Below are 18893 nucleotides of genomic sequence, written 5' to 3'. Positions count from 1 at the left end.
CAGGGCCCGATCCTCGCCGCCGCAGGGGCGCGGGTCACCGTATTCGACAACTCAACCCGCCAGCTCGGCCAGGACCAGATGGTGGCGGAGCGCGACGGACTCGAACTGCGCACCGTCCTAGGCGACATGCGCGACCTCAGCGCCTTCGGCGACGCAACATTCGATGTCGTATTCCATCCGGTCTCCAACCTATTCGTACCGGACTTGTCAGCGGTGTGGCGTGAGTGCTTCCGTGTCCTGCGACCAGGCGGAACTCTGCTCGTGGGCTTCCTCAACCCCGATGCGTACTTGTTCGACCACGAGGCGCTCGACGAGCGCGACGAGCTGATCGTCGTGCACAAGCTGCCCTACAGCGATGTCACGCACTACTCCGCCGAGGAACGCGCCGCGAAGTTCGGCGCGGATGCCGCTCTTGAATACAGCCACACCCTCACCGACCAGATCGGCGGGCAACTCGCCGCGGGGTTCGTTCTCACCGGCTTCGCGGAAGCGCCGCACCAATCCAACGCATCCGCTCAGTACATGTCGAACTACTTTGCGACGCTGGCGGTCAAGCCGGGCTGACGAAGCCGTAGGGCTGGCCGGCAGGGCCTCGGCGGGGCAGGGCTTCTGCGTAGTCGCGGGGCATCCGAATCATGACGATCTGCCAGGTTGGACGGTCTGGGAGTGGGACTCGCATCCGCGCAACCGGCCACGGCCGTGCCGACATCCGCCGGATCAAGGCCTGCACCGTCAGCAGTCTGCTCTTCCCCGGAGCCCGCCAGACTGTCCAGATCAAGCTCCGCCGCATCGACCGCAAGACCGGCAAGACCGGCAAGACCATCATCACCACCGTCTACGCGGTCACCGGCCTGACCGCCGAGCAGGGCGCTGCCGCCCAGCTCGCGAAACTGGTCCGCGACCACCGGAAGATCGAGGCCCTGCGCCACGTCCGCGACACCAGGGGGCGCCGCGCCCGAGGAGTTTTGCGCATGCGGGCGAACTCCAGGCTCACGTCCAGGTGCTCAGTCGGCGGCGAAGTTGCTGCGCGAGGGGAGTTCTGGGGGCGGTTTCAACCTGGCTGGTCCGCTGGCGCGCTGCTGTGATCGTCTCCGAGAAATTCGTTGCTGGGTTTCGGTTATCGCGCACGGTTTCACCGCTCTCCTGACTGCAGGCCGTTGAGCGGGGTCATGGGCTCACGGCGATACAGACACTCATCAAGGAGACCTCTTGCGCACTACACGGATGGCTACTGCCCTCGCAGCGGTCGCACTCAGCATGCTGACCGGGGGCACCTCGTCGGCGGCCGTGCCGGCGGGACAGGTGCCGCACCGTGCCGAGGCGACGGCCGTGTACGCGGTGAGCGGCCACTGGGTCGCACCGGTCAAGGGCTACCTCGGCGGTCAGTGGCTGCTCTTCCACCGCGGTGACACCGTCACGCTGCGAGGGAAGGGCTACTTCGTGCTCCGCTGGGAGATCGAGTACTGGAGGGGCACCGGGACCGTGTCCATGCCCACCTTCACCGACCGGCAGGGCACTTTCATGCACGTCGCGTCCGCCGGCCACCGCATGGACGCTCCTGTCCCGGGGGGCGAGGCAGGGCAGACCTGGATGGGCAAGCCGTCGACGGGTTACGAGACGCTGCCCGCCGGCACTCCAATGATCTGGGTGAACGAGTACTACTACCTGGACGGGACGATCACCGTCACCTGCCAGGAGGCCGAGAACGGCAAGAACGGCAGGTACAACCTCGGTGTCGCTCCCAAGAGCTGGCAGCAGGTCGAGAGCGACGTCCACCCGGCCGGAAGCGGCATCCCCGGCGTGGTCCTGGACGCCGACGCGGCGAGTCCCCCGTCCGCATCCTCCTCGGAGGGGGGTACATCCTCCGGAGCGACCCCGAGCACCCCTGTAGCGACCGACGCGGCCGGCAACGCCCCGGAGACGCCGACGGCCAAGGCCGCTGCACCGGGAGCCTCCCTCGCGAGCACCGGGGCGAGCTCGGTGACTCCGGTTCTGGCCGTTGCAGGGGCAACGCTGGTGGTGTTGGGAGGGGGCCTGCTGCGATTGCGACGACGCCGGACGGCCCCGAGTCGGACGCCTCGCGGATGACCTGACAAACTCGCAGTCCCGCCACCGGAGCCACCGGTCCCCAGTCGCGGCCTTCGTTCATATGTTCCGCCTGGGCAACCACGTTCCTACCGGCGAGATGCGGGGCGACAACCCGCGTTCCCGCTCTCGCCCCTGATTTCCGCCGGCCCTGGGCGCTGTCGACCGGCCTCGGCTGACAGCACCCAGGGCCTGCGGCCGAGGTGCACGCATGTACGTGGACTACACCGCGGACGTCGCCATTGTCACGGCGGCCCGTGCCGGCGACCGGCAGGCGCTCGACAAGTTGGTCAGGCACTGCCTTCCGCTGGTCTACAACATCGCCGGGCGGGCCCTCGACGGGCACATCGACGTGGACGACGTGGTCCAGGAGACGATGCTGCAGGTCGTTCGCGGCCTGGAAAGCCTGCACCGACCCGAGAGCTTCCGCTCCTGGATGGTGGCCATCGCCATGCAGAAGGTCCGCGAACGTTGGCGGAGCCAGCAGACGCGGACAGCGGTCGGCATTCGCGACGAACTGTCCGGCACAGCGGACCCGGCCGCCGACTTCGTCGATGTGACAATCCTCAGGCTCGGGCTCTCCGGGCAGCGCCGGGAGGTCGCCGAGGCGACGCGCTGGCTGGAGGCAGACGAGCGTGAACTGCTCTCGCTGTGGTGGCTGGAGACGGCAGGCCAGCTCACCCGCGAGGAACTCGCGACCGTCCTCGACCTCACGCCGGCCCACGCCGCCGTGCGGGTCCAGCGGATGAAAGCCCGACTGGACACGGCCAGGGCCGTGGTGCGCGCATTGAGGTCCTCACCACCCTGTGCGGATCTGATGTCGCTCACCTCGGCCTGGGACGGTGTACCAGCCGCGGTGTGGCGCAAACGAATCAGCCGTCACATCCGGCAGTGCCCCACCTGCTCGCAGCGCTCTCTGGACCTGGTCCCGGCCGAGGGGCTGCTCGCCGGCATCGCACTCGTACCGCTGCCGGCCGGCTTCGCCACAAGCCTGCTGTACCAAGCGGGAACCCCGCACGCGGCGGCCGCGCATGCCGTCGACGCCGCGCGACCCTCGTCCCGGTCCGGCCTGCGCGTGGCCAGGATCGGCCGGCATCTGACGGCCAAACCCATGGCACTGGTGACCGCGGGTGCGCTGGTGCTGGGCGGCGCGGCCGCGGCCGGCTACGGCCTCGACCATAGAACGGCCCCACCACCCGCGACAGCCGCACCCGCGACTCCGTCCGCCACCCCCACCGCTGCACAGCACCCGACCTCACCAGCGCCCCCGGTCCTGCCGAGCCCGACCGCCCCGCGCCCCTCCCTGATATATGGACAGACCGTCGACCAGGTCGACAGTGCGCCCGCGCCCGACGCGCGTCCTGCGCCGCTTCCAGAACGGCGACAGGCCGGCCCGGTTGCCATGTCGGGCAGTTACGCCAAGCCGGAGGCCCGCGGCACCTACCTCCTGGCCCATCGCGGCGAGTATCTGACGATCAGTGGCCGCGGCTACTTCATGCTCGACTGGCAGGTCGAGTACTTCACGCGCGGGCCCGGGCAGATCCAGATGCCGACCTGGACCGGGCTCAAGGGCAAGTTGTTCCATGTGGCTTCCGGGGGTGGCCACCGGATGGACGACACCTGGCCCTGGGCACCACACGGGCACACCTGGATGGGTGAGCCCGTCTTGGGCTACAGCACCGTGCCCCAGGGCGCTCAGCAGATGTGGCAGAACGAGTACTACTACCTCGACGGCACAGTCACCCTGCACCTCAACGAACGAGGGACCGATTACAACCTCATCGTCGGGCCCACGACCCGGACCAGCATCATCGACGACATCACCCAGCCGCCCTCTCCCGTTCCCGCCAACGGCAGGGTGCGCTACGGACTGGTGCGCGACACCGGCGCCGACGACACGCCCGTTCCCCAGTACCTCACCAGGGACAATCCTGCGGACCCCACATCGTTGCCCCAACGCTCCCGAGTCGAGGCCGACCAGCCATAAAAAACGCGCGCCCTCGGGCCGGGCGGTTGTGTGTCAGGGGACACGGCAGACGGGTCTGATCCACTCTTCGTGGAGCCGTGACTGGGCGTCACAGTGACCAAGCGGCTCGGTTGGCAGGCCGAGCCGAAGCGGTCGACAGCACCTCCGCGGACGGAAGCACTCGGGCCCTTGTTCGGTACTTAGCTAAGGTGCTAAATATCTACCATGGCACAAGCACAGGACGAGGCGGGGGCCTTCCGGGCCCTCGCTGATCCGACGAGGCGCCAGATCCTCGAGGATCTCAGAGGCGGTGAACTCGCGGCCGGTGAGATCGCCGCCAGGTTCGCGATCAGCGCACCCTCCATCTCGCGACATCTCGGCGTGCTCAGGGGAGCGGGACTGGTCACCGAGCGACGGGAAGGCAACCGCATCATCTACGCGCTGGACGGCGATCGTCTGGCTACCTGCATCAGTCGCTTCCTCAGCGCCGTCTGCCCCGAGCAGATGGTGCTTCGTCACACCAGATGGCGCCCCGGGGCGCAGAGCGAGGGATCATGAGACAGCCGCGACTGGCCAGCATCATCGAACGACGGCTCCTGGTGAACTACCGCGTCGCGCCGGACGTCGCGGCACGGCTGCTCCCCGGGCCACTACGCCCTCAACTGGTGCACGGCTACGCGGTCGCGGGCATCTGCCTGCTACGCCTGGGAAGTGTCCGACCTGCCTGGGCACCCCATGCGTTCGGACTGCGCAGCGAGAACGCGGCTCATCGGATCGCCGTCGAGTGGGACGGGGCGGACGGCGTCGAGACCGGCGTCTACATCCCACGACGCGACACGGCCTCGCGGCTCAACGCCTGGGCCGGAGGCCGCCTGTTCCCCGGCGAACACGGGCGCGCCGACTTCGAGGTGCACGAGACCCCCGGTCAGATGCATGTCGCACTGGCGACATGGGATGGCGACACCAGGGTGGACGTCACCGTCGAGTCGTCCGACGAACTGCGAGGCAGCGAGCTCTTCGCCGATCTCGCCGAGGCTTCCCGCTTCTTCCAGGGCGGGGCGAAGGGCTTCTCAGCCACCAGCTCCGGCCGTCACCTGGACGGCATGGAACTGCGGACGGACGCCTGGCACGTGGAAGCCGGCCGGGTACGCTCCGCCGCGTCGTCCTTCTTCGACGACCCGGACCGCTTCCCCCCGGGAAGTGCGGCCCTGGACTGCGCTCTGGTCATGCGCGACGTTCCCGCGAGTTGGCAGCCGCTCGCGGCCATGGCTTCCGAGCGAGACCCAATTCGCGTTCAGGCGTCCGGGTGATGCGGATTCCGTCGATCTGGCCTTCGGGCGAGGTCTCGGTTACAGATGAGTGAGGAAGAGCTGCTTCTCACGGCCGAGGTGCGGCGCCCATTCGAGGCCGCCCGCGCCCGCGAAGCGCAGGTATGCGCTCAAGGCGTCGCGCATCGCGTCGACGAACCCGTTCGCGCCACTGGGCGAGAAGCCGTCCTCCCACCAGAGGTCGAGCACCTCCACGCAGGCCCGGTCCCGGTCGATCCGCGGTTCGAACCGGCCGACGAAGCGGTCGCGAAACATGATCGGGAGCACGTACCAGCCCCATCGGCGCTTGGCCTGCGGGAAGAAGCCCTCCCACACGTATTCGAAGCCGAACAGGCTCGCGAGCAGCTGGTTGTCCCACAGCAGTGAGTCGAACGGGGGGATGAACACCACCGACGGGGCCGGCTCCGGCGGCGCCTGCAGCAGCACGAACTCGTCGGCGAGGACCAGGCGTTTGCCGCGTACGCCTTGGACCTGGACGGGAACGAGCGCGCCGGTGCCGACCAGTTCCTTGCGCAGCTCGTTGCGGCCGACCCGCTCCGGGGTCGAGGTCGGTGGGGCGATGCGGTCGAACGTTCCGCCGGCACCACCGGTGCCGAGCAGGCCGTGAGCCCGGTACCGGGACAGCATCTTGTGCAGGAGCTGTTCGCGCTCGGGTACCACCTGCCCGAGCACCTCGGCCGGAAGCAGCCGTTCCAGCAGGTCGTAATACCGGCGATTGCCTTCGCGCCGTGCCAGGCCCACCACGCCTTCGACTGTGAGGGCCTCGAGTACGGCGCGCACGACGTTCTCCGGCATCCCGAACCAGTCCTTCGCCGCCCCGTGCTCACGCTCGAAATCCAGCGTCGACAGCGGGCCGTCTGCTCTGATGCGCTCGATCACACGCTCGGCCACCCCGGGGTTGTCGGCGAGGATCGCGTTGTGGAAGCGGGGCCCCTTACGGCCGAAGCCCAGCCGGAACCAGGGGAACTCGCCGGTCGGGATGAACGACAGCGCCTTGTTGGTCGCCTCGAAGATCTCACCGCGTTGGTACAGCTGGTCGCACCAGGCGGGCTCGTAGTCGGCGACACGGGCGTGCAGAACGAGGTCGTGATTCCGGCCGGCGACGGCAAGCGGGTCGAACTGGATCGACCCGAGCGTCCGCAGAACCTCCAGCACCCCGTCGCGGCCTCCTTCCACAGACCGCCCGGGCGACAGGAAGTGTCGAGCAACGAGAAAGCGACGCGCCGCCTCAGCTGTGATCTCCATCCGGAGACAGTAGCCCGTGGCCTCCGAAGCTCACCCACCTTTCGCCACTTCAGGCTGAGGCATGCTCACGGCCTCAGGATCATTCACGGAACCCCGGTCGGATCCGCGGAAACGGCCAGGCCCGCTCGCGGTTCCCCAGTCGGTTGGTCCGTTCGACGCAAGACGCCGTGCTGCCGGACTGCGCCCGCCGTTGAGCCGACGATCCGTCAGCGAGCGCACCTCCGATCTCCGGCTGCGGGTCAGGGGGCCTGGAGGACCTCCAGCTTGTTGACGGCGTCATCGACGAAGTAGACCTCGTTGCGGCGCTGGTCGATCGCCAGGCCGAAGAGCGCGCCGGCGCCCGCCGGTGAGCCGGAGATGTCGAGGGGGCGGTGGGCGAGTTGTGCTCCGTTCCGGGCGGAGGTGTCGACGAGGTTGCCGTCGCCGCTGTTGACGGTGAGGATCTCGTCGCCGGGTGCGACGGCCAGGCCGAGCGGACCCTTGAGGGCGCCCTTCGCGGTGACGACCCGGCCGGTGCCGGCGTCGGTGGTGCGTGTCGAGGCGTTGCTGATCGCGGTGATCCGGTTGCCGGGGGTGTCGGCGACATACAGGGTGTCGTCGCGTCCCAGGCCGACCCCGGTCGGGCCGATGACCAGCGCCGCCACGTCGGTGCGCTCCTCGAATCGCGAGCCGATCTGCGTCGTCGAGAGCAGCGTCGGCGGTACGTCGTGGTCCCGCGTGCACAGGGTCAGCCGCAGCACGGTCCCGCGGTGTGTGCCCCGAGTGCCGGCCTTGACGGTGCCGTTGAGCACGTTGGTGACGAACAGGTCGGTCTGGTCGCCACGGGTGTGGGCGGTCATGTCCCACGGGCCGTTGATACCGTGGCCGGAGATGGTCTGGCGGACCGTGCCGTGGTCGTCCAGTACCAGCAGGCAGCCGGCCTTGGCCGTCGCCGAGGTGCCGTCGCTGGTGGGGAGGCTGCCGACGACGACCCAGCCGCCGGGCAGGATCGACAGGGCTGTGGTCAGTCCCACGCCGCCGGGGCACGCGCCGGGCAGGCGGCCCGGGGCGATCCGTGCGAACTGCGTGACGTGGCCGTGCGGGCTCACCTGGACCAGCGTGGTGCCGGTGCCCTGCTGGTTCTTGCGGTTGTTGAAGTTGCTGACCAGGACGTTCCCTGCGCGCAGCTCCCCCTGCGTGCGCAGGATCAGGGCGGTGCCGTAAGGGTTCACATCCCCGTTGGCGGGGACCGTCGACGCGATGTCACGCACCGTGTGCAGCGGTCCGACGAACGGCGTACGGGCGGCCGCGGGGGCGGCGCACATGACGCCGGCCGCCGCGATGAGCGCGGTCATTCGCGCGCGCGTTCCAAGTCTCACGAACACTCCTCCGTGGGCCCGGCCCGGTGACCGGGCAGGAGCAGAAGTCGGGACGAATCCGACGCCACGTTAGGCATCAGTCCCGACAGGCCGGTGACGGCACGCCATGGTCGGCCCCGGGACCAGCCGGATGCAGCAGGAGGGTTCGCCGCCGCCCGGCCGATCCCGCAGGCGGCCGAGGGTGTTCGCGGCGCCGGTTCGCGGCCGGCCTCAGTAGCCGCCACCGCCGCCCGTGGTGCTCGGCGCGGGGGTCGAGGGGGCGCTCATGATCGGGTTGCCGTCGGTGCCGACCACGTACCAGGTCCCGCCGAAGGTGGCGATGCCCTCGCCGTTCACGTCACCGGCCTTGGTGTCGTGGGCGAAGGTGTACAGCGGGTGGCCCTTGTAGGTGACCTGACTGGTGTGGTCGGTGCGCGTGGTCGTGCCGACCATCGAGGCGGTGACGCCGCTGTTGCTCGGTGTTCCGCTCGTGGTGTCGGGCGGCCAGATCGACGCGCAGGTCCCGTTGCAGTTCGACTTCGAACCGGAGTCTGCCGTCAGCAGGTACAGGGTCCGGCCGGAGCCGTCCACGAGGATCTGCCCGTACGTCGAGTTCTGCGTGTGCAGCGCGGCGGAGGACGTCGACGCGCCGCTGGACGCGGGCGGGGAGACCGCGCTCTTGGTCGTGGAACTGCATCCGACAGCCAGGGCCGCGACGGCGACCGCGCCGGCTGCGATGGCGAAGACACGGTTCATGACACGCTTCTTCCGCTGGAACCACCGCCCCGCCCGGTGCGAAGCGGTCGGTACGCGAGCCCGCGCGAGGCGGGTCCTGTTCTGCGATACGCACGTCGGTGACACCGGGTTCATATGGCTCTGCCCGATTTTGAACGTATTGCGTCCGGTTGGCGTATCCCTGGTGTGGCACCCGAGCGAACGTGCAAGACCGGCACTCGCCCACGTACTCGCCCGTGCCGACCGACTCGCAGGCTCCCTTAACTGTGCTATCGCAGGTGGGATGGGGTGACAGCACCATGGCGTGCCATGAGAACGACGCCCTCAGCGCCTACCTGCTCGGGGCCCTCGACCGGGACGAGCGCGAAGCCGTCGAGCGGCATGTCGCCGACTGCGCGCGTTGCCGGGCCGAGCTGGTGGAACTGGCTCCACTGGTCGGACTGCTCCGGCACACGGCCTTCGAGGAGCTGCCCGAGACCGCGGCCGCCGTGGCCCGGCACGCGACGCGGGACGTCCTATCGGGCGAGCGGTCAACCTCGGTCGGCGCCGCCAGAACGGATGCGGAGCCGTTCGCCGTCGCCGGCGATCGCCACCGGCGGCTCAGACGGGTGCTGACCGCCGCCGCGACGACCGTCGCGGCCGTGGGCGCGGGGGTGGGGATCTATCTGGGAGCCTTCGGGTCCGGGCCAGCTGCCTCCCCTCCGGCGCTCAGCGTGTCCGCCACCAGCCCGGTCACGCACGTGTCGGCGTCGGCGACGCTCACGCCCGGCCAGTCGGGCACCGTCGTGCAGCTGAAGCTGGCCGGGCTGCCACCGGCCGTCACCTGCCATCTGGTGGTGCACGCCCGCGACGGCCGCAGCGAGACCGCGGCCACCTGGGCCTCGGGCTATTCCACGAGCGTGAACATCCCAGCCTCCACCTCGATCAGCCCGCAGGACATCAGCGGGATGGACGTCCTGGACGACTCCGGCCGACTGCTCGTCGAGCTGCCGCGGACATGATGACCGCCCGGCGCACCAGTGAACCGAACCGTCACGGCCGGCGTATCCACGGCCGGGAGACAGATCCCGGCCGGGGTCCGACCCCGTGAAAGGGGATGGCGACATGCACCCCGCCACCTGCGAAACCACCAGCGGAACCACCTGCTGGACCCGCACCCGCGGGGGTGACCGTCGTGCAAGCTGACCACGCGGCTGCCGCTCGCGGCGTTCGCCTCACCGCCTGGACCGTGGCCGCACTGTGGGCGCTCCGGCTGCTCACCGCCGCCGGCCTCGCCGTGGACGCCTACGTGCACGCGGACCTGGCCCCCACCTACGACTTCGGCGGCAGCGGGATCAGCCAGGGCCAGCTCTTCCGCGTCGAGGCCGCAGCCGCCGCCCTGGCAGCGCTGCTGATGATCGGGTTCGGCACGCGTCGGCTGGCATGGGCGTACGCGCTGCTGGTGGCCGCCGGCGGCGTGGGCGCGGTGCTGCTGTACCGCTACGTCGACGTCGGCGCGTTCGGGCCGTTGCGGAACATGTACGAACCCATCTGGTATCCGGAGAAGACCCTCTCCTTGGTGGCCGAGGCCGCCGCAGCCGTCCTCGCCGTGGTCGGCCTCCTGCTGGCGCACCGGCAGCACCGGAAGACGCCCTGACCTGCGGCCCGTGGGATCACCGGTCAGTGGTCAGTGGTCAGCGGTCAGCGGCCAGCGCGTCAGCGCGCCAGCGCGCCAGCGGTTCGACGCCGACGGCTGGGGTCGCCCACGACGCCGGGGCGGCCGACCACATAGAGACTGAACACACCGCAGAGCAGTGCGACCACGGTGAGCATGGCCATCACCATGGACAGCACCATGCGAACCTGCCCGGGATGCCGACGCGGCGGTCTTCGCCAATTCTCTATGCACCAGCTCTTTCGGCCACGACCGCCACTGCCTGCGCCTGCGCCCGCTCCCGCTCCATCGCGCACCACCGTCCATCAGGACACCGGGTCCGACAGGCCGTGATGATGACAGCGGTGGGCGCCAGGGGGCAGCATCCCCAAGAAACCGATCAAGTCTGTTGACCCTCCTGTAGCGGGAGAGCGGAGAGTCGTGCCATCGGCGGGACGACACCTGAAAGGAGGTTCCGTGATGAGGACGCTGAATGAACCCGTCAGCCTCGCAGGCCTGGTGGCTGAGCGGGGTGCTTCGGAGCTGGGGCTGCTGGATTCCGGGGCGGCATGTCCTCGGCCGGTCCGCTGGAACGGAGGGGACAGCTGATGGCTGCGTTGTTGAGCATCGGGGAGTTCTCCCGACTGACTCACGTCAGCGTCAAGGCGCTGCGCCATTACCACGATCTGGAGCTGCTGAGCCCCGCACGAATCGATCCCAGCAGCGGATACCGGTTCTATGCCACGGCGCAGGCCCCCACGGCCCAGCTCATCCGACGCTTCCGCGATCTGGGTATGCCGCTGGAGCGGGTCAAGCTCGTGCTGACGGCGACCGATCCGCTGGTGCGCGAGAAGGTAATCGCCGACCACCTACGCAGCATGGAGCGCCAGTTGGAGCAGACACAGACAGCGGTGGCCTCGCTGCGCCAACTCCTGGAAGGCGGTGGAGGACCCGCACTGGACGTCGCCTTCCACACCCCGGCCACCGCCGCGGCCGTGACGGCAACCGCGCGCGTGGCCTGGGACGAGGTCTTCCAATGGTTGCCCGACACCCTCGCCGACCTGCGACGCCAGATCGGTTCGGACGCCGGCCTGCGTGGTGGCCCGGACGGCGCGCTCTACAGCGCGGAGCTGTTCGAGTCCCACGTCGGCGAGGTCACCGCCTTCATTCCGCTCAGCGCGTCCGCCGGCCACGTCGGGGACACGCTGCCGCAAGGCCCGCTGGCGGTGGCGGTGCACCACGGCCCGCTGCGGGAGCTCGATCGGACCTATGCCGCATTGGGCAGCTTCGTCGCCGAACGAGGCCTGGCCTCCCCCACCCGCACCGCGATCCGGGAGAACTACGTGATCGGCGCGCGTGACACGAACGACGAGCACGGCCTGATCACCGAAGTGTGCTGGCCGGTGCTTTCCACCACAGGAGAAGAGGAATCATGACGAACCGACTGCACGCATTGACCTTCGACTGCGCGGATGCCGCCGAGCTCGGCGCTTTCTGGGCGCAGGTGCTCGGGCAGGAGCTGGACCCAGGCGCGGGCAAGCAGTTCGCGTCCATCGGGACGCAGGAGACCGACCGGACGGGGCCGTGCTGGTACTTCGCCCAGGTCCCCGAGGGCAAGTCGGCGAAGAACCGGATGCACCCGGACCTCTTGACCGATGACCTGGACGCCGAGGTCGAGCGGCTGCTCGGACTCGGCGCGAGCCGCAAGGCAGACGTCGAGATGGGCAGCATGCGCTGGACCACGCTGCAGGACCCGGAGGGCAACGAATTCGACGTGATCGCCGGATGAACGACTCCATCTGTACGTACCCACCGCAAGGAACCCAACCGTGACCACCACCGTCAAGGCGAGCTGGGCATCCGTGAACGTCGACTGCGCCGACTCCGTCGCCCTTGCGGACTTCTGACGCAGCTGGCCGACCCGGAGGGCAAACTCTTCAACCTGGCGACCTGGCAGTCTGAATAGCCGCCGGGTTCTGGTACGGATTTCGGGTTGCGGCGATGATGTCGGGCCGAAGGCCTGGCCCGGTATCATCCCGTGAGACAGCGACCGTTATTGATACCGCTGACCCGACTGCGAGGCACACGAGAATGCGAACGCTACCCATTCCCTGGAGCTCGTGACACGATCATGTGGTGGCCTTCTTGAGGCGTCGCCGGCAGATGACGATCCAGCCCGGCGAAATGAGGGCGTCGTGGAGGCCGGAGCGTCGGCCTGGGCGGCCGACTCCGTCGGGAACCTGACGCGCGGTCTCCCCCTGGTGGCTGCGGGGGTGATGACCGCCGTGAAATTCACCAGGGCACTACGCCGGCGTCCTCGAAGAACTGGCCCGTCGGGCCGTCGTCGGGCAGGGTCGCCAGTTTGATGGCGATGGCCGCGCCCTGCTGGGGGGTGCGCACTCCCCGGAAGCCGTTGAGGTCGGTCGCGACGTAGCCGGGGCAACCTGCGTTGATCAGGATGTTCGTGCCGCTCAGCTCCCGGGCGTACTGGAGGGTAACGGCATTCAGGAACGTCTTCGACGGCGGGTACGCCACGGCCACTGGACCTGTCGTCAGCTCAGCAGCGGTCCCTGACTGCCGGGTGAGGGAGCCGACGCTGCTGGACATGTTCACGATCCGCGGTGAGGAGGAGCGGCGCAGCAGCGGCATCATCGCGTTGGTGACGCGGATGACGCCGATGACGTTGGTCTCCACGACCGTGCGGATGGTGGCGGGATCGACGCGGGTGGGCTCCTGGGGCATGCCGCCTGTGATGGCGGCGTTGTTGACGAGCACGTCGAGGCGCCCGGCCTGTTCCTCGATCAGCTGTGCAGCGGCTGTCGCACTCGCGTCGTCGGTCACGTCCAGCGGTACGCCGAACGCGTCGACGCCAGCCGCGCGCAGTCGCTCCACCGCGGCCTTGCGACGCTGATCGTCGCGGGCGCCGACGCCGACGCTCCAGCCGAGCGCGCCCAGGCCTGCGGCGATCTCGTAACCGATTCCCTTGTTTGCGCCGGTGACCAGCGCAATCGTTCGTTCGCTCATGGGGACCATGCTGCTCCCGGACCCCGGCGGGGGTCCAAGACCGATTGGGTGGGCAACGATACCTTCCAGGTATTGATCCGGAGTACCGTGGCCGGATGGAGACCAGGGAACTGCGCTACTTCGTCACTGTCGCTGAAGAGTTGCACTTCGGGCGCGCCGCGCAGCGGCTCGGGATCACACAGCCGCCTCTGTCACGGGCGATCCATCAGCTCGAACGCCGACTCGGGGCAGCGCTGCTGGATCGGACCAGCCGCACTGTCACGCTGACCGAAGCCGGCACGGTGCTGCTGGCCGAGGGACGGGCGGTTCTCGAAGCGGTCGAGGCGGCCGAGCGCCGAACCCGCCGCGCCGCCCTTCCCCCGACCGGCCGTCCCGGCCTGGTCCTGGTCACAAAGGCCAGCGCGTCCCGTGAACTGCTGGCGAAACTGCTGGACGCGTACGCCGCCGAACCCGCCGCGGTCCCCATTGACGTCACCCTGTGCGGCCCGGCCGAGCAGGAACGGCTTCTGCGCGAGGGCCGGGCCGACGTGGCGCTACTGCACCGGCCGTTCGACTCGACGGCCGGATTCCACACCGAAGAACTCAGCACGGAGGGCCAGGTTGTGGTCCTGCCGGCCGGGCATCCGCTCACCGTCCGCCCCCATGTGCACATGGCCGACGTCTCCGGGCTCCCCGGCCTGCCCCTGCCACGCTGGCCCGAACCCGACGGCACCTACCCGCCCGGCCCCGGCCCACAGGTCCGCGACCACGCGCAGTTGTTGCAGCTCGTCGCGCTCGGCCGTGCCTGCGCGGTCTCACCGGAGTCGTGCCGAACTCAACTGCCCGATGACCTCGCCGCCGTGCCCGTGCTGGACGCGCCGAAGGTCACCACCGTGATCGCCTGGCCGCCGCACAGTCGGTCCAGAGCCGTCGCCGACCTTGTCCGGACTGCGACCTCTCTCCGGTAGTTCCCATACGGGACCTGCCCGCGGCGGCATGACCAGTGAGCCGGACGGCCTGGTCCTCCCCGTCCGCCCGTCCTCGAGGACCAACTGAGCGCACGTCAGCTTCCCGGCCGGCCGGAACGCCCATCGGCTATGACCCAACTGCCTGGGATCAAACCCTGGTTCATGGCACGGCAGGGCGTGCTACGGCTGACCTGCCGATCCGATGATTTACATAAACGATGAATATAAAACTGCTATGCTTCGAGCATGAGTCGTCAAGACACCGCTCCTGGCGCGCCCGCCGCCATCGGGGCAGCCCTCTACGGCCTGGCCACCAGGGCCGCGCGACGCCTGCCCCGGGACATGAGCCTGACGTCCGCCGCCACGCTGGCCACGCTGGACCGGACCGGCCCGCGGCGCATCACCGATCTGGCCGCGGTCGAGGGCGTCACCCAGCCCGCGATGACCGCCCTGGTCCGGGTGATGGAGGAGTCCGGCCTGGTCGAGCGGCGGGGCGACGCCTCCGACAAGCGGGTCACGCTGGTATGCCTGACCGAGGCCGGCGCCTCCTATGTCGGGACGCGGCGCCAGGCGGGCGTCCACGCGTTCGAGCGGTTGATCGGCGAGCTCACCGGCGACGAGGTCGAGGCGCTGGTGGCGGCCCTTCCGGCGCTGAAGCATCTGGCAGAGCTCGACAGCCAGGACCGCGAAGGGCCGAAGCAGTGACCGGGCAGCCGGTCGGGGGAGCCGCGGTGAAGGCCTTCCGGGTGGCACGTTCCGATGCGCGGCTGCTGGTCCCCGCCCTGGTGTTCATCGCTCTGGTCGTGGCGGCGGTCGCCAGCCTCGGGACGCCGCTCATCACCAGCGTGGCGACCTCGTTCCATGTCTCGCTGGGCAGCGCGCAGTGGACATTGACCGTCGCGCTGCTGAGCGGCGCCGTCGCCACGCCGGTCCTGGGCCGACTCGGAGCCGGCCGGCACCGGCGCGCCACGATCCTCGCCACGCTGGCAGTCGTCGTCGCCGGCAGCGCGCTCACCGTGCTACCACTGCCGTTCGCGTGGCTGCTGGCCGGCAGGGCAGCCCAGGGCGTCGGGCTCGGGCTGACGGCGCTGATGATGGGCGTGGCCCGGGACCACCTCCCCGAGGAGCGCAGCACGGCCGTGATCGCCCTGATCTCGGTGGTCTCGATCATCGGGGCCGGCGTCGGCTACCCGCTGGCCGCACTGCTCGCCGAGTTCGGCGGAGTACGGGCCGCCTACGGCCTCGGCCTGGCCGTCACCGCCGCCGCCCTCCTGACCGCCTGGCGTTCCATGCCCGAAGCCCCCGAAGGCCGTACTGCGCATGTGGACGTGGCAGGCGCGGTCGTCCTGGCCGCTGCGCTGCTCCTGGTGCTGTTCCTCGCCGGCGAACGGAATCTGTGGAGCCGGCACCTCGCCGTGGCGGCCGGCCTCGCCGCCGTCGCGGTGGCGCTGCTCTGCGTCTGGGCAGTCTTCGAGCTGCGAAGCACGACGCCCCTGGTCGATGTGCGGGCGGTACGGCACCCGGCGGTCGCCGGGGCGAACCTCGCCATGTTCGTCGGCGGGATCGGCATGTACCTCCTGCTCACGCTCATCACCCGGTACGCGCAGACACCCCACGGCGCCGGCTACGGCTTCGGGCTGACGACCTTCGTCGCCGGGCTGGTTCTCATCCCGTTCTCGGCGCTGGGGTTCGTCGCCGGCAAGCTCACGCCGCGAGTCCGGACGCGGATCGCCGACCCCCTGCTCCTGGGCGGCAGCGCCGTCCTGGTCGGCGGCGGGTTCGCCCTCTTCGCGGCGGCCCGGTCGAACCTGGCCGAACTTTTCGCGGCGATGGGCGTGCTCGGCTTCGGCGTCGGCGGCTTCTCTGCCGCGATGCCCGGCGTCATCCTGGCGGTCACCCCCAAGAGCGAGACGTCGAGCGCCATGAGCTTCAACTATGTCGTCCGCAGCGTCGGGTACTCCCTGGGCAGCGCCACCGGCGGCCTGATCCTCACCGCGGGCACCGGCACCGGCCACCTCTTCCCCGACGACAGCGCCTACACCACCGCGGCGCTGGTCGGCATCGGCGCCATGGCGATCACGACGCTGACAAGCCTCGCTCTCGCCCGCCGGCGCTCGTCCTGGACCAACCCGTAAGTACTGCTCAGCGGCGGTCTTGCCGGCGAGCCCCGGAGGGTTGTCAGGGGTCGGCCGCGCCGGTCCCCGGGGCAGGGCCGGGGACCGGCCTGGAGCCCACTGCGGCCGGACGGGCGACCGTCGGAGACCAGATGTCGAGGACCGCAGGTCGAGGGCTGAAGCGCCGAAAGTGGCAGACGCTAGCCCGGTGCATGGGAGGCGTCCCCTCCGGGCTCAGGCTGCTGGGCCCCTGCCGATCTCCGGGGTCGGGTAGGTCGGGTACTCCACGCCTGAGACGTGCTGGACGACGCGGATGACCTGGCAGGAGTAGCCGAACTCGTTGTCGTACCACAGGTAGAGGATCGCGTTGTTTCCCTCCGCCCGGGTGGCACCGGCATCGACGGTCGAGGCGTGGCGTGAGCCGATGAAGTCGCTCGAGACGGCGTCGGGGGCGCTGATGAAGTCGATCTGGCGCTTGAGCGGCGAGGTCAGCGACACATTGCGGAGGTGGTCGAGGACCTCAGCGCGGTTGGTCTCTCGGGCGAGCCGCAGGTTGAGGATTGCGATCGAGACATCCGGCACCGGGACGCGGATCGAGCTGCCGGTGATCCTCGCCCGGAGGTCGGGCAGCGCCTTGGCGACGGCGGATGCGGCACCGGTCTCGGTGATGACCATGTTGAGCGGCGCCGAGCGGCCGCGGCGGTCGGAGTCGTGGTAGTTGTCGAGCAGGTTCTGGTCGTTGGTGAACGAGTGGACGGTCTCCACGTGGCCGCTCAGGACACCGTACTCGTCCGCCATCGCCTTCAGCGGCGGGACGATCGCGTTGGTGGTACAGGATGCGCAGGAAAGGATCCGCTCGTCCGGTTTGATCGTGTCGTGGTTGACACCGTGGACGATGTTGGGGACGTCGCCCTTGCCGGGCGCGGTCAGGACCACCTTGGCGATACCGGGGCGCAGGTGCTGCGCCAGGCCCTCGCGGTCGCGCCACTTGCCGGTGTTGTCGATGAGGATGGCGTCGTTGATGCCGTACGCCGTGTAGTCCACCGTCGTCGGGGCGTCGGAGTAGATGACGGTGATCTCGGTGCCATTGGCGATGATCTTGTTGTTCGCCTCGTCGACGGTGATCGTGCCCTGGAACTGGCCGTGGATGGAGTCACGGCGCAGCAGCGAGGCGCGTTTGACGATGTCGTCGCCGGCGCTCCTGCGTACGACGATGGCGCGCAACCTCAGGCCGCTGCCTGAACCGGACTTCTCGATGAGCAGGCGGGCGAGGAGACGGCCGATGCGCCCGAACCCGTACAGGACGACGTCACGCGGTTCGCGGCGCTCCAGTTTGTTGGCGCCGGTGGCGCCCGCGACGGCCTCGGCGGTGAATTCCTCCACCGAGCGGCCGCTTTCATCGGTCCGGTAGGTTGCGGCGAGCATGCCGATGTCGATCTGGGAAGGGCCGAGATCGAGCGCGGTGAGAGCCTGCAGGAACGGCAGCGTTTCGGTGACGGAGAGCTCGTCACCCGCTATCTGGCGGGCGAACCGGTGGGTCTTGAGGATGCTGATCACCGACTTGTTCACCAGGGAGCGGCTGTGGAGCAGGACGGTGACGTCCCGTTCACGATGCAGTCCCCCGATGATCGGGATCATCGACTCGGCGATCTCCTCTCGGTTCTTCCACTCCGTGAACACGTCTTCGTTGATAATCACAGTCCATCTTTCGAGCTAGGCCACCGTGGGCCGGTAACGGGCATTGGTCGAGGCGCTGAGCGGTGATCACATGGACGGGCCGGAGTGCAAACGGGCAGCAGCCACCTCTGGCGCTGTAGTTCGGCGGATGGTCCTCGCATGCCCTTGAGGGACCGGAGCGACTGGAGCGTCACCGACGTCGGGTTCCGTAAATCTCAGTACGTCGAAGACCGGCAGCGGGTCAGGCCCGGTGCGCATTCCATGGAATCGGACGCGGGCGCCCACATCGACGGAGTTGAACGCGACGCCCTCGACCACCGCCATGATGCGTATACCCTCGTCGAGCTCTACGGTCAGCGCGGTCTGCTGGGTATCGCTGTTCCTGTGCCCACGGTTGTTGTGCACTCGACCCGTTCCGCGGCTCTGTTCGCACGTCAGTTCCGCGGATCCGCAGACAGGACACAGCAGCCTGGCGGGGAACACGGGGCTGGCGCACCAGGAGCAACGCTGGAACGACAGCGTCTCCGGCGTGCTGGGCGGCTGGTGGATCCGGCCGGATTGCACGGCGTCGGCTGGATGGCTGGTGGGCTTCACCTGGGTCTCTGCGGACATGTCGAAGTTCGCTCTCTGGGGGGAGGATGGGGCGGTCGCCGGGGCAGCCAGCGCTCGTTCCCGTCCTGGGCGCCGGGTTGGCACCGACCGCCGCCCGGGCTCGAGACGCTGGGCGACGGTCGGAGGGGGTGCGACCGGTGTCGGATCCAGGCTGTCCAGGACAGGATCCGGCACCGGTCACGTCATGGGT

General features: G+C 69.3%; 20 protein-coding genes. 13 read left to right on the top strand and 7 right to left on the bottom strand.

All coding sequences use genetic code 11. From position 1 onward, the window contains the following. The 6 genes from TR46_RS36320 to TR46_RS36295 form a co-directional block, all read left to right on the top strand. A partial coding sequence (locus tag TR46_RS36320) for a class I SAM-dependent methyltransferase (protein WP_042411044.1) occupies positions 1-564 on the top strand: 564 nt, incomplete at its 5' end. Positions 565-635: 71 nt separating this feature from the next. Beyond that, complete coding sequence (locus tag TR46_RS43520; RefSeq protein WP_052433421.1) at positions 636-1085, top strand: hypothetical protein; 450 nt, start codon at positions 636-638, stop codon at positions 1083-1085. 139 nt (positions 1086-1224) lie between these two features. Further along, positions 1225-2088, top strand: a complete 864-nt coding sequence (locus tag TR46_RS36310; protein ID WP_084719240.1) for an LAETG motif-containing sortase-dependent surface protein — start codon at positions 1225-1227, stop codon at positions 2086-2088. Between the two features lie 208 nt (positions 2089-2296). Further along, entirely contained in the window at positions 2297-4072 is a 1776-nt protein-coding gene (locus tag TR46_RS36305; RefSeq protein ID WP_042411040.1) for an RNA polymerase sigma factor, read from the top strand. Between the two features lie 204 nt (positions 4073-4276). Continuing rightward, positions 4277-4609, top strand: a complete 333-nt coding sequence (locus TR46_RS36300; protein ID WP_042411038.1) for a metalloregulator ArsR/SmtB family transcription factor — start codon at positions 4277-4279, stop codon at positions 4607-4609. Further along, entirely contained in the window at positions 4606-5361 is a 756-nt protein-coding gene (locus TR46_RS36295) for a DUF2071 domain-containing protein (RefSeq protein WP_042411035.1), read from the top strand. Before TR46_RS36300 ends, TR46_RS36295 begins: the two co-directional genes overlap by 4 nt. Before the next feature lie 39 nt (positions 5362-5400). On the opposite strand, the gene TR46_RS36290 is transcribed toward TR46_RS36295, so the two are convergent. From TR46_RS36290 to TR46_RS36280, 3 genes are all read right to left on the bottom strand, one after another. Next, positions 5401-6624, bottom strand: coding sequence for a DNA glycosylase AlkZ-like family protein (locus tag TR46_RS36290; protein ID WP_084719239.1), 1224 nt, complete (start codon positions 6622-6624; stop codon positions 5401-5403). A gap of 239 nt (positions 6625-6863) precedes the next feature. Continuing rightward, the gene (locus TR46_RS36285) at positions 6864-7958 is read right to left on the bottom strand and encodes an NHL repeat-containing protein (RefSeq protein ID WP_042411033.1); all 1095 of its coding nucleotides are present in this window, start codon (positions 7956-7958) and stop codon (positions 6864-6866) included. A gap of 234 nt (positions 7959-8192) precedes the next feature. After that, positions 8193-8717 (bottom strand): COG4315 family predicted lipoprotein, encoded by a 525-nt coding sequence (locus TR46_RS36280; protein WP_042411030.1) that lies wholly within the window; start codon positions 8715-8717, stop codon positions 8193-8195. A 278-nt stretch (positions 8718-8995) separates the two neighbouring features. On the opposite strand from TR46_RS36280, the gene TR46_RS36275 reads away from it, so the two are divergent. After that, complete coding sequence (locus tag TR46_RS36275; RefSeq protein WP_042411028.1) at positions 8996-9697, top strand: anti-sigma factor family protein; 702 nt, start codon at positions 8996-8998, stop codon at positions 9695-9697. A gap of 173 nt (positions 9698-9870) precedes the next feature. After that, the gene (locus tag TR46_RS36270; RefSeq protein WP_201776482.1) at positions 9871-10332 is read left to right on the top strand and encodes a hypothetical protein; all 462 of its coding nucleotides are present in this window, start codon (positions 9871-9873) and stop codon (positions 10330-10332) included. Between the two features lie 59 nt (positions 10333-10391). Here TR46_RS36270 and TR46_RS42950 read toward each other — a convergent pair whose 3' ends face one another. Continuing rightward, the gene (locus tag TR46_RS42950; protein WP_161790268.1) at positions 10392-10532 is read right to left on the bottom strand and encodes a hypothetical protein; all 141 of its coding nucleotides are present in this window, start codon (positions 10530-10532) and stop codon (positions 10392-10394) included. A 405-nt stretch (positions 10533-10937) separates the two neighbouring features. Between TR46_RS42950 and TR46_RS36265 the strand changes: the two genes are divergently transcribed. Both TR46_RS36265 and TR46_RS36260 read left to right on the top strand, forming a co-directional pair. Continuing rightward, positions 10938-11765 (top strand): MerR family transcriptional regulator, encoded by an 828-nt coding sequence (locus tag TR46_RS36265; protein ID WP_042411046.1) that lies wholly within the window; start codon positions 10938-10940, stop codon positions 11763-11765. After that, complete coding sequence (locus TR46_RS36260; RefSeq protein WP_042411026.1) at positions 11762-12118, top strand: VOC family protein; 357 nt, start codon at positions 11762-11764, stop codon at positions 12116-12118. The genes TR46_RS36265 and TR46_RS36260 overlap by 4 nt, the downstream gene beginning before the upstream one ends. 503 nt (positions 12119-12621) lie before the next feature. Here TR46_RS36260 and TR46_RS36255 read toward each other — a convergent pair. Continuing rightward, positions 12622-13353, bottom strand: coding sequence for an SDR family NAD(P)-dependent oxidoreductase (locus TR46_RS36255; protein WP_042411024.1), 732 nt, complete (start codon positions 13351-13353; stop codon positions 12622-12624). Between the two features lie 95 nt (positions 13354-13448). On the opposite strand from TR46_RS36255, the gene TR46_RS36250 reads away from it, so the two are divergent. The 3 genes from TR46_RS36250 (at position 13449) to TR46_RS36240 (ending at position 16435) form a co-directional block, all read left to right on the top strand. After that, the gene (locus TR46_RS36250; RefSeq protein ID WP_042411022.1) at positions 13449-14300 is read left to right on the top strand and encodes a LysR family transcriptional regulator; all 852 of its coding nucleotides are present in this window, start codon (positions 13449-13451) and stop codon (positions 14298-14300) included. Positions 14301-14642: 342 nt separating this feature from the next. Continuing rightward, positions 14643-15005, top strand: coding sequence for a MarR family winged helix-turn-helix transcriptional regulator (locus tag TR46_RS36245; protein ID WP_042411020.1), 363 nt, complete (start codon positions 14643-14645; stop codon positions 15003-15005). Then, complete coding sequence (locus TR46_RS36240) at positions 15002-16435, top strand: MFS transporter (protein WP_042411019.1); 1434 nt, start codon at positions 15002-15004, stop codon at positions 16433-16435. The genes TR46_RS36245 and TR46_RS36240 overlap by 4 nt, the downstream gene beginning before the upstream one ends. Before the next feature lie 213 nt (positions 16436-16648). Here TR46_RS36240 and TR46_RS36235 read toward each other — a convergent pair whose 3' ends face one another. Further along, positions 16649-18112, bottom strand: coding sequence for a glyceraldehyde-3-phosphate dehydrogenase (locus TR46_RS36235; protein ID WP_042411017.1), 1464 nt, complete (start codon positions 18110-18112; stop codon positions 16649-16651). Positions 18113-18178: 66 nt separating this feature from the next. After that, the gene (locus TR46_RS45485; protein WP_084719238.1) at positions 18179-18703 is read right to left on the bottom strand and encodes a Zn-ribbon domain-containing OB-fold protein; all 525 of its coding nucleotides are present in this window, start codon (positions 18701-18703) and stop codon (positions 18179-18181) included. Positions 18704-18893 lie beyond the last annotated feature (190 nt).

Origin of the sequence: Streptacidiphilus carbonis (assembly GCF_000787775.1) — a bacterium.
GTDB lineage: Bacteria > Actinomycetota > Actinomycetes > Streptomycetales > Streptomycetaceae > Streptacidiphilus > Streptacidiphilus carbonis.
Note: the sequence above shows the minus strand (reverse complement) of the source record. Positions and strands in the feature narration are given on the sequence as shown.

Bases quoted from the DNA above. Each gene is read 5' to 3' on its own strand.
- TR46_RS43520 (WP_052433421.1), top strand. From the start codon at position 636: ATGACGATCTGCCAGGTTGGACGGTCTGGGAGTGGGACTCGCATCCGC.
- TR46_RS36310 (WP_084719240.1), top strand. From the start codon at position 1,225: ATGGCTACTGCCCTCGCAGCGGTCGCACTCAGCATGCTGACCGGGGGC.
- TR46_RS36305 (WP_042411040.1), top strand. From the start codon at position 2,297: ATGTACGTGGACTACACCGCGGACGTCGCCATTGTCACGGCGGCCCGT.
- TR46_RS36300 (WP_042411038.1), top strand. From the start codon at position 4,277: ATGGCACAAGCACAGGACGAGGCGGGGGCCTTCCGGGCCCTCGCTGAT.
- TR46_RS36295 (WP_042411035.1), top strand. From the start codon at position 4,606: ATGAGACAGCCGCGACTGGCCAGCATCATCGAACGACGGCTCCTGGTG.
- TR46_RS36290 (WP_084719239.1), bottom strand. From the start codon at position 6,624: ATGGAGATCACAGCTGAGGCGGCGCGTCGCTTTCTCGTTGCTCGACAC.
- TR46_RS36285 (WP_042411033.1), bottom strand. From the start codon at position 7,958: ATGACCGCGCTCATCGCGGCGGCCGGCGTCATGTGCGCCGCCCCCGCG.
- TR46_RS36280 (WP_042411030.1), bottom strand. From the start codon at position 8,717: ATGAACCGTGTCTTCGCCATCGCAGCCGGCGCGGTCGCCGTCGCGGCC.
- TR46_RS36275 (WP_042411028.1), top strand. From the start codon at position 8,996: ATGGCGTGCCATGAGAACGACGCCCTCAGCGCCTACCTGCTCGGGGCC.
- TR46_RS42950 (WP_161790268.1), bottom strand. From the start codon at position 10,532: ATGGTGCTGTCCATGGTGATGGCCATGCTCACCGTGGTCGCACTGCTC.
- TR46_RS36265 (WP_042411046.1), top strand. From the start codon at position 10,938: ATGGCTGCGTTGTTGAGCATCGGGGAGTTCTCCCGACTGACTCACGTC.
- TR46_RS36260 (WP_042411026.1), top strand. From the start codon at position 11,762: ATGACGAACCGACTGCACGCATTGACCTTCGACTGCGCGGATGCCGCC.
- TR46_RS36255 (WP_042411024.1), bottom strand. From the start codon at position 13,353: ATGAGCGAACGAACGATTGCGCTGGTCACCGGCGCAAACAAGGGAATC.
- TR46_RS36250 (WP_042411022.1), top strand. From the start codon at position 13,449: ATGGAGACCAGGGAACTGCGCTACTTCGTCACTGTCGCTGAAGAGTTG.
- TR46_RS36245 (WP_042411020.1), top strand. From the start codon at position 14,643: ATGAGCCTGACGTCCGCCGCCACGCTGGCCACGCTGGACCGGACCGGC.
- TR46_RS45485 (WP_084719238.1), bottom strand. From the start codon at position 18,703: ATGTCCGCAGAGACCCAGGTGAAGCCCACCAGCCATCCAGCCGACGCC.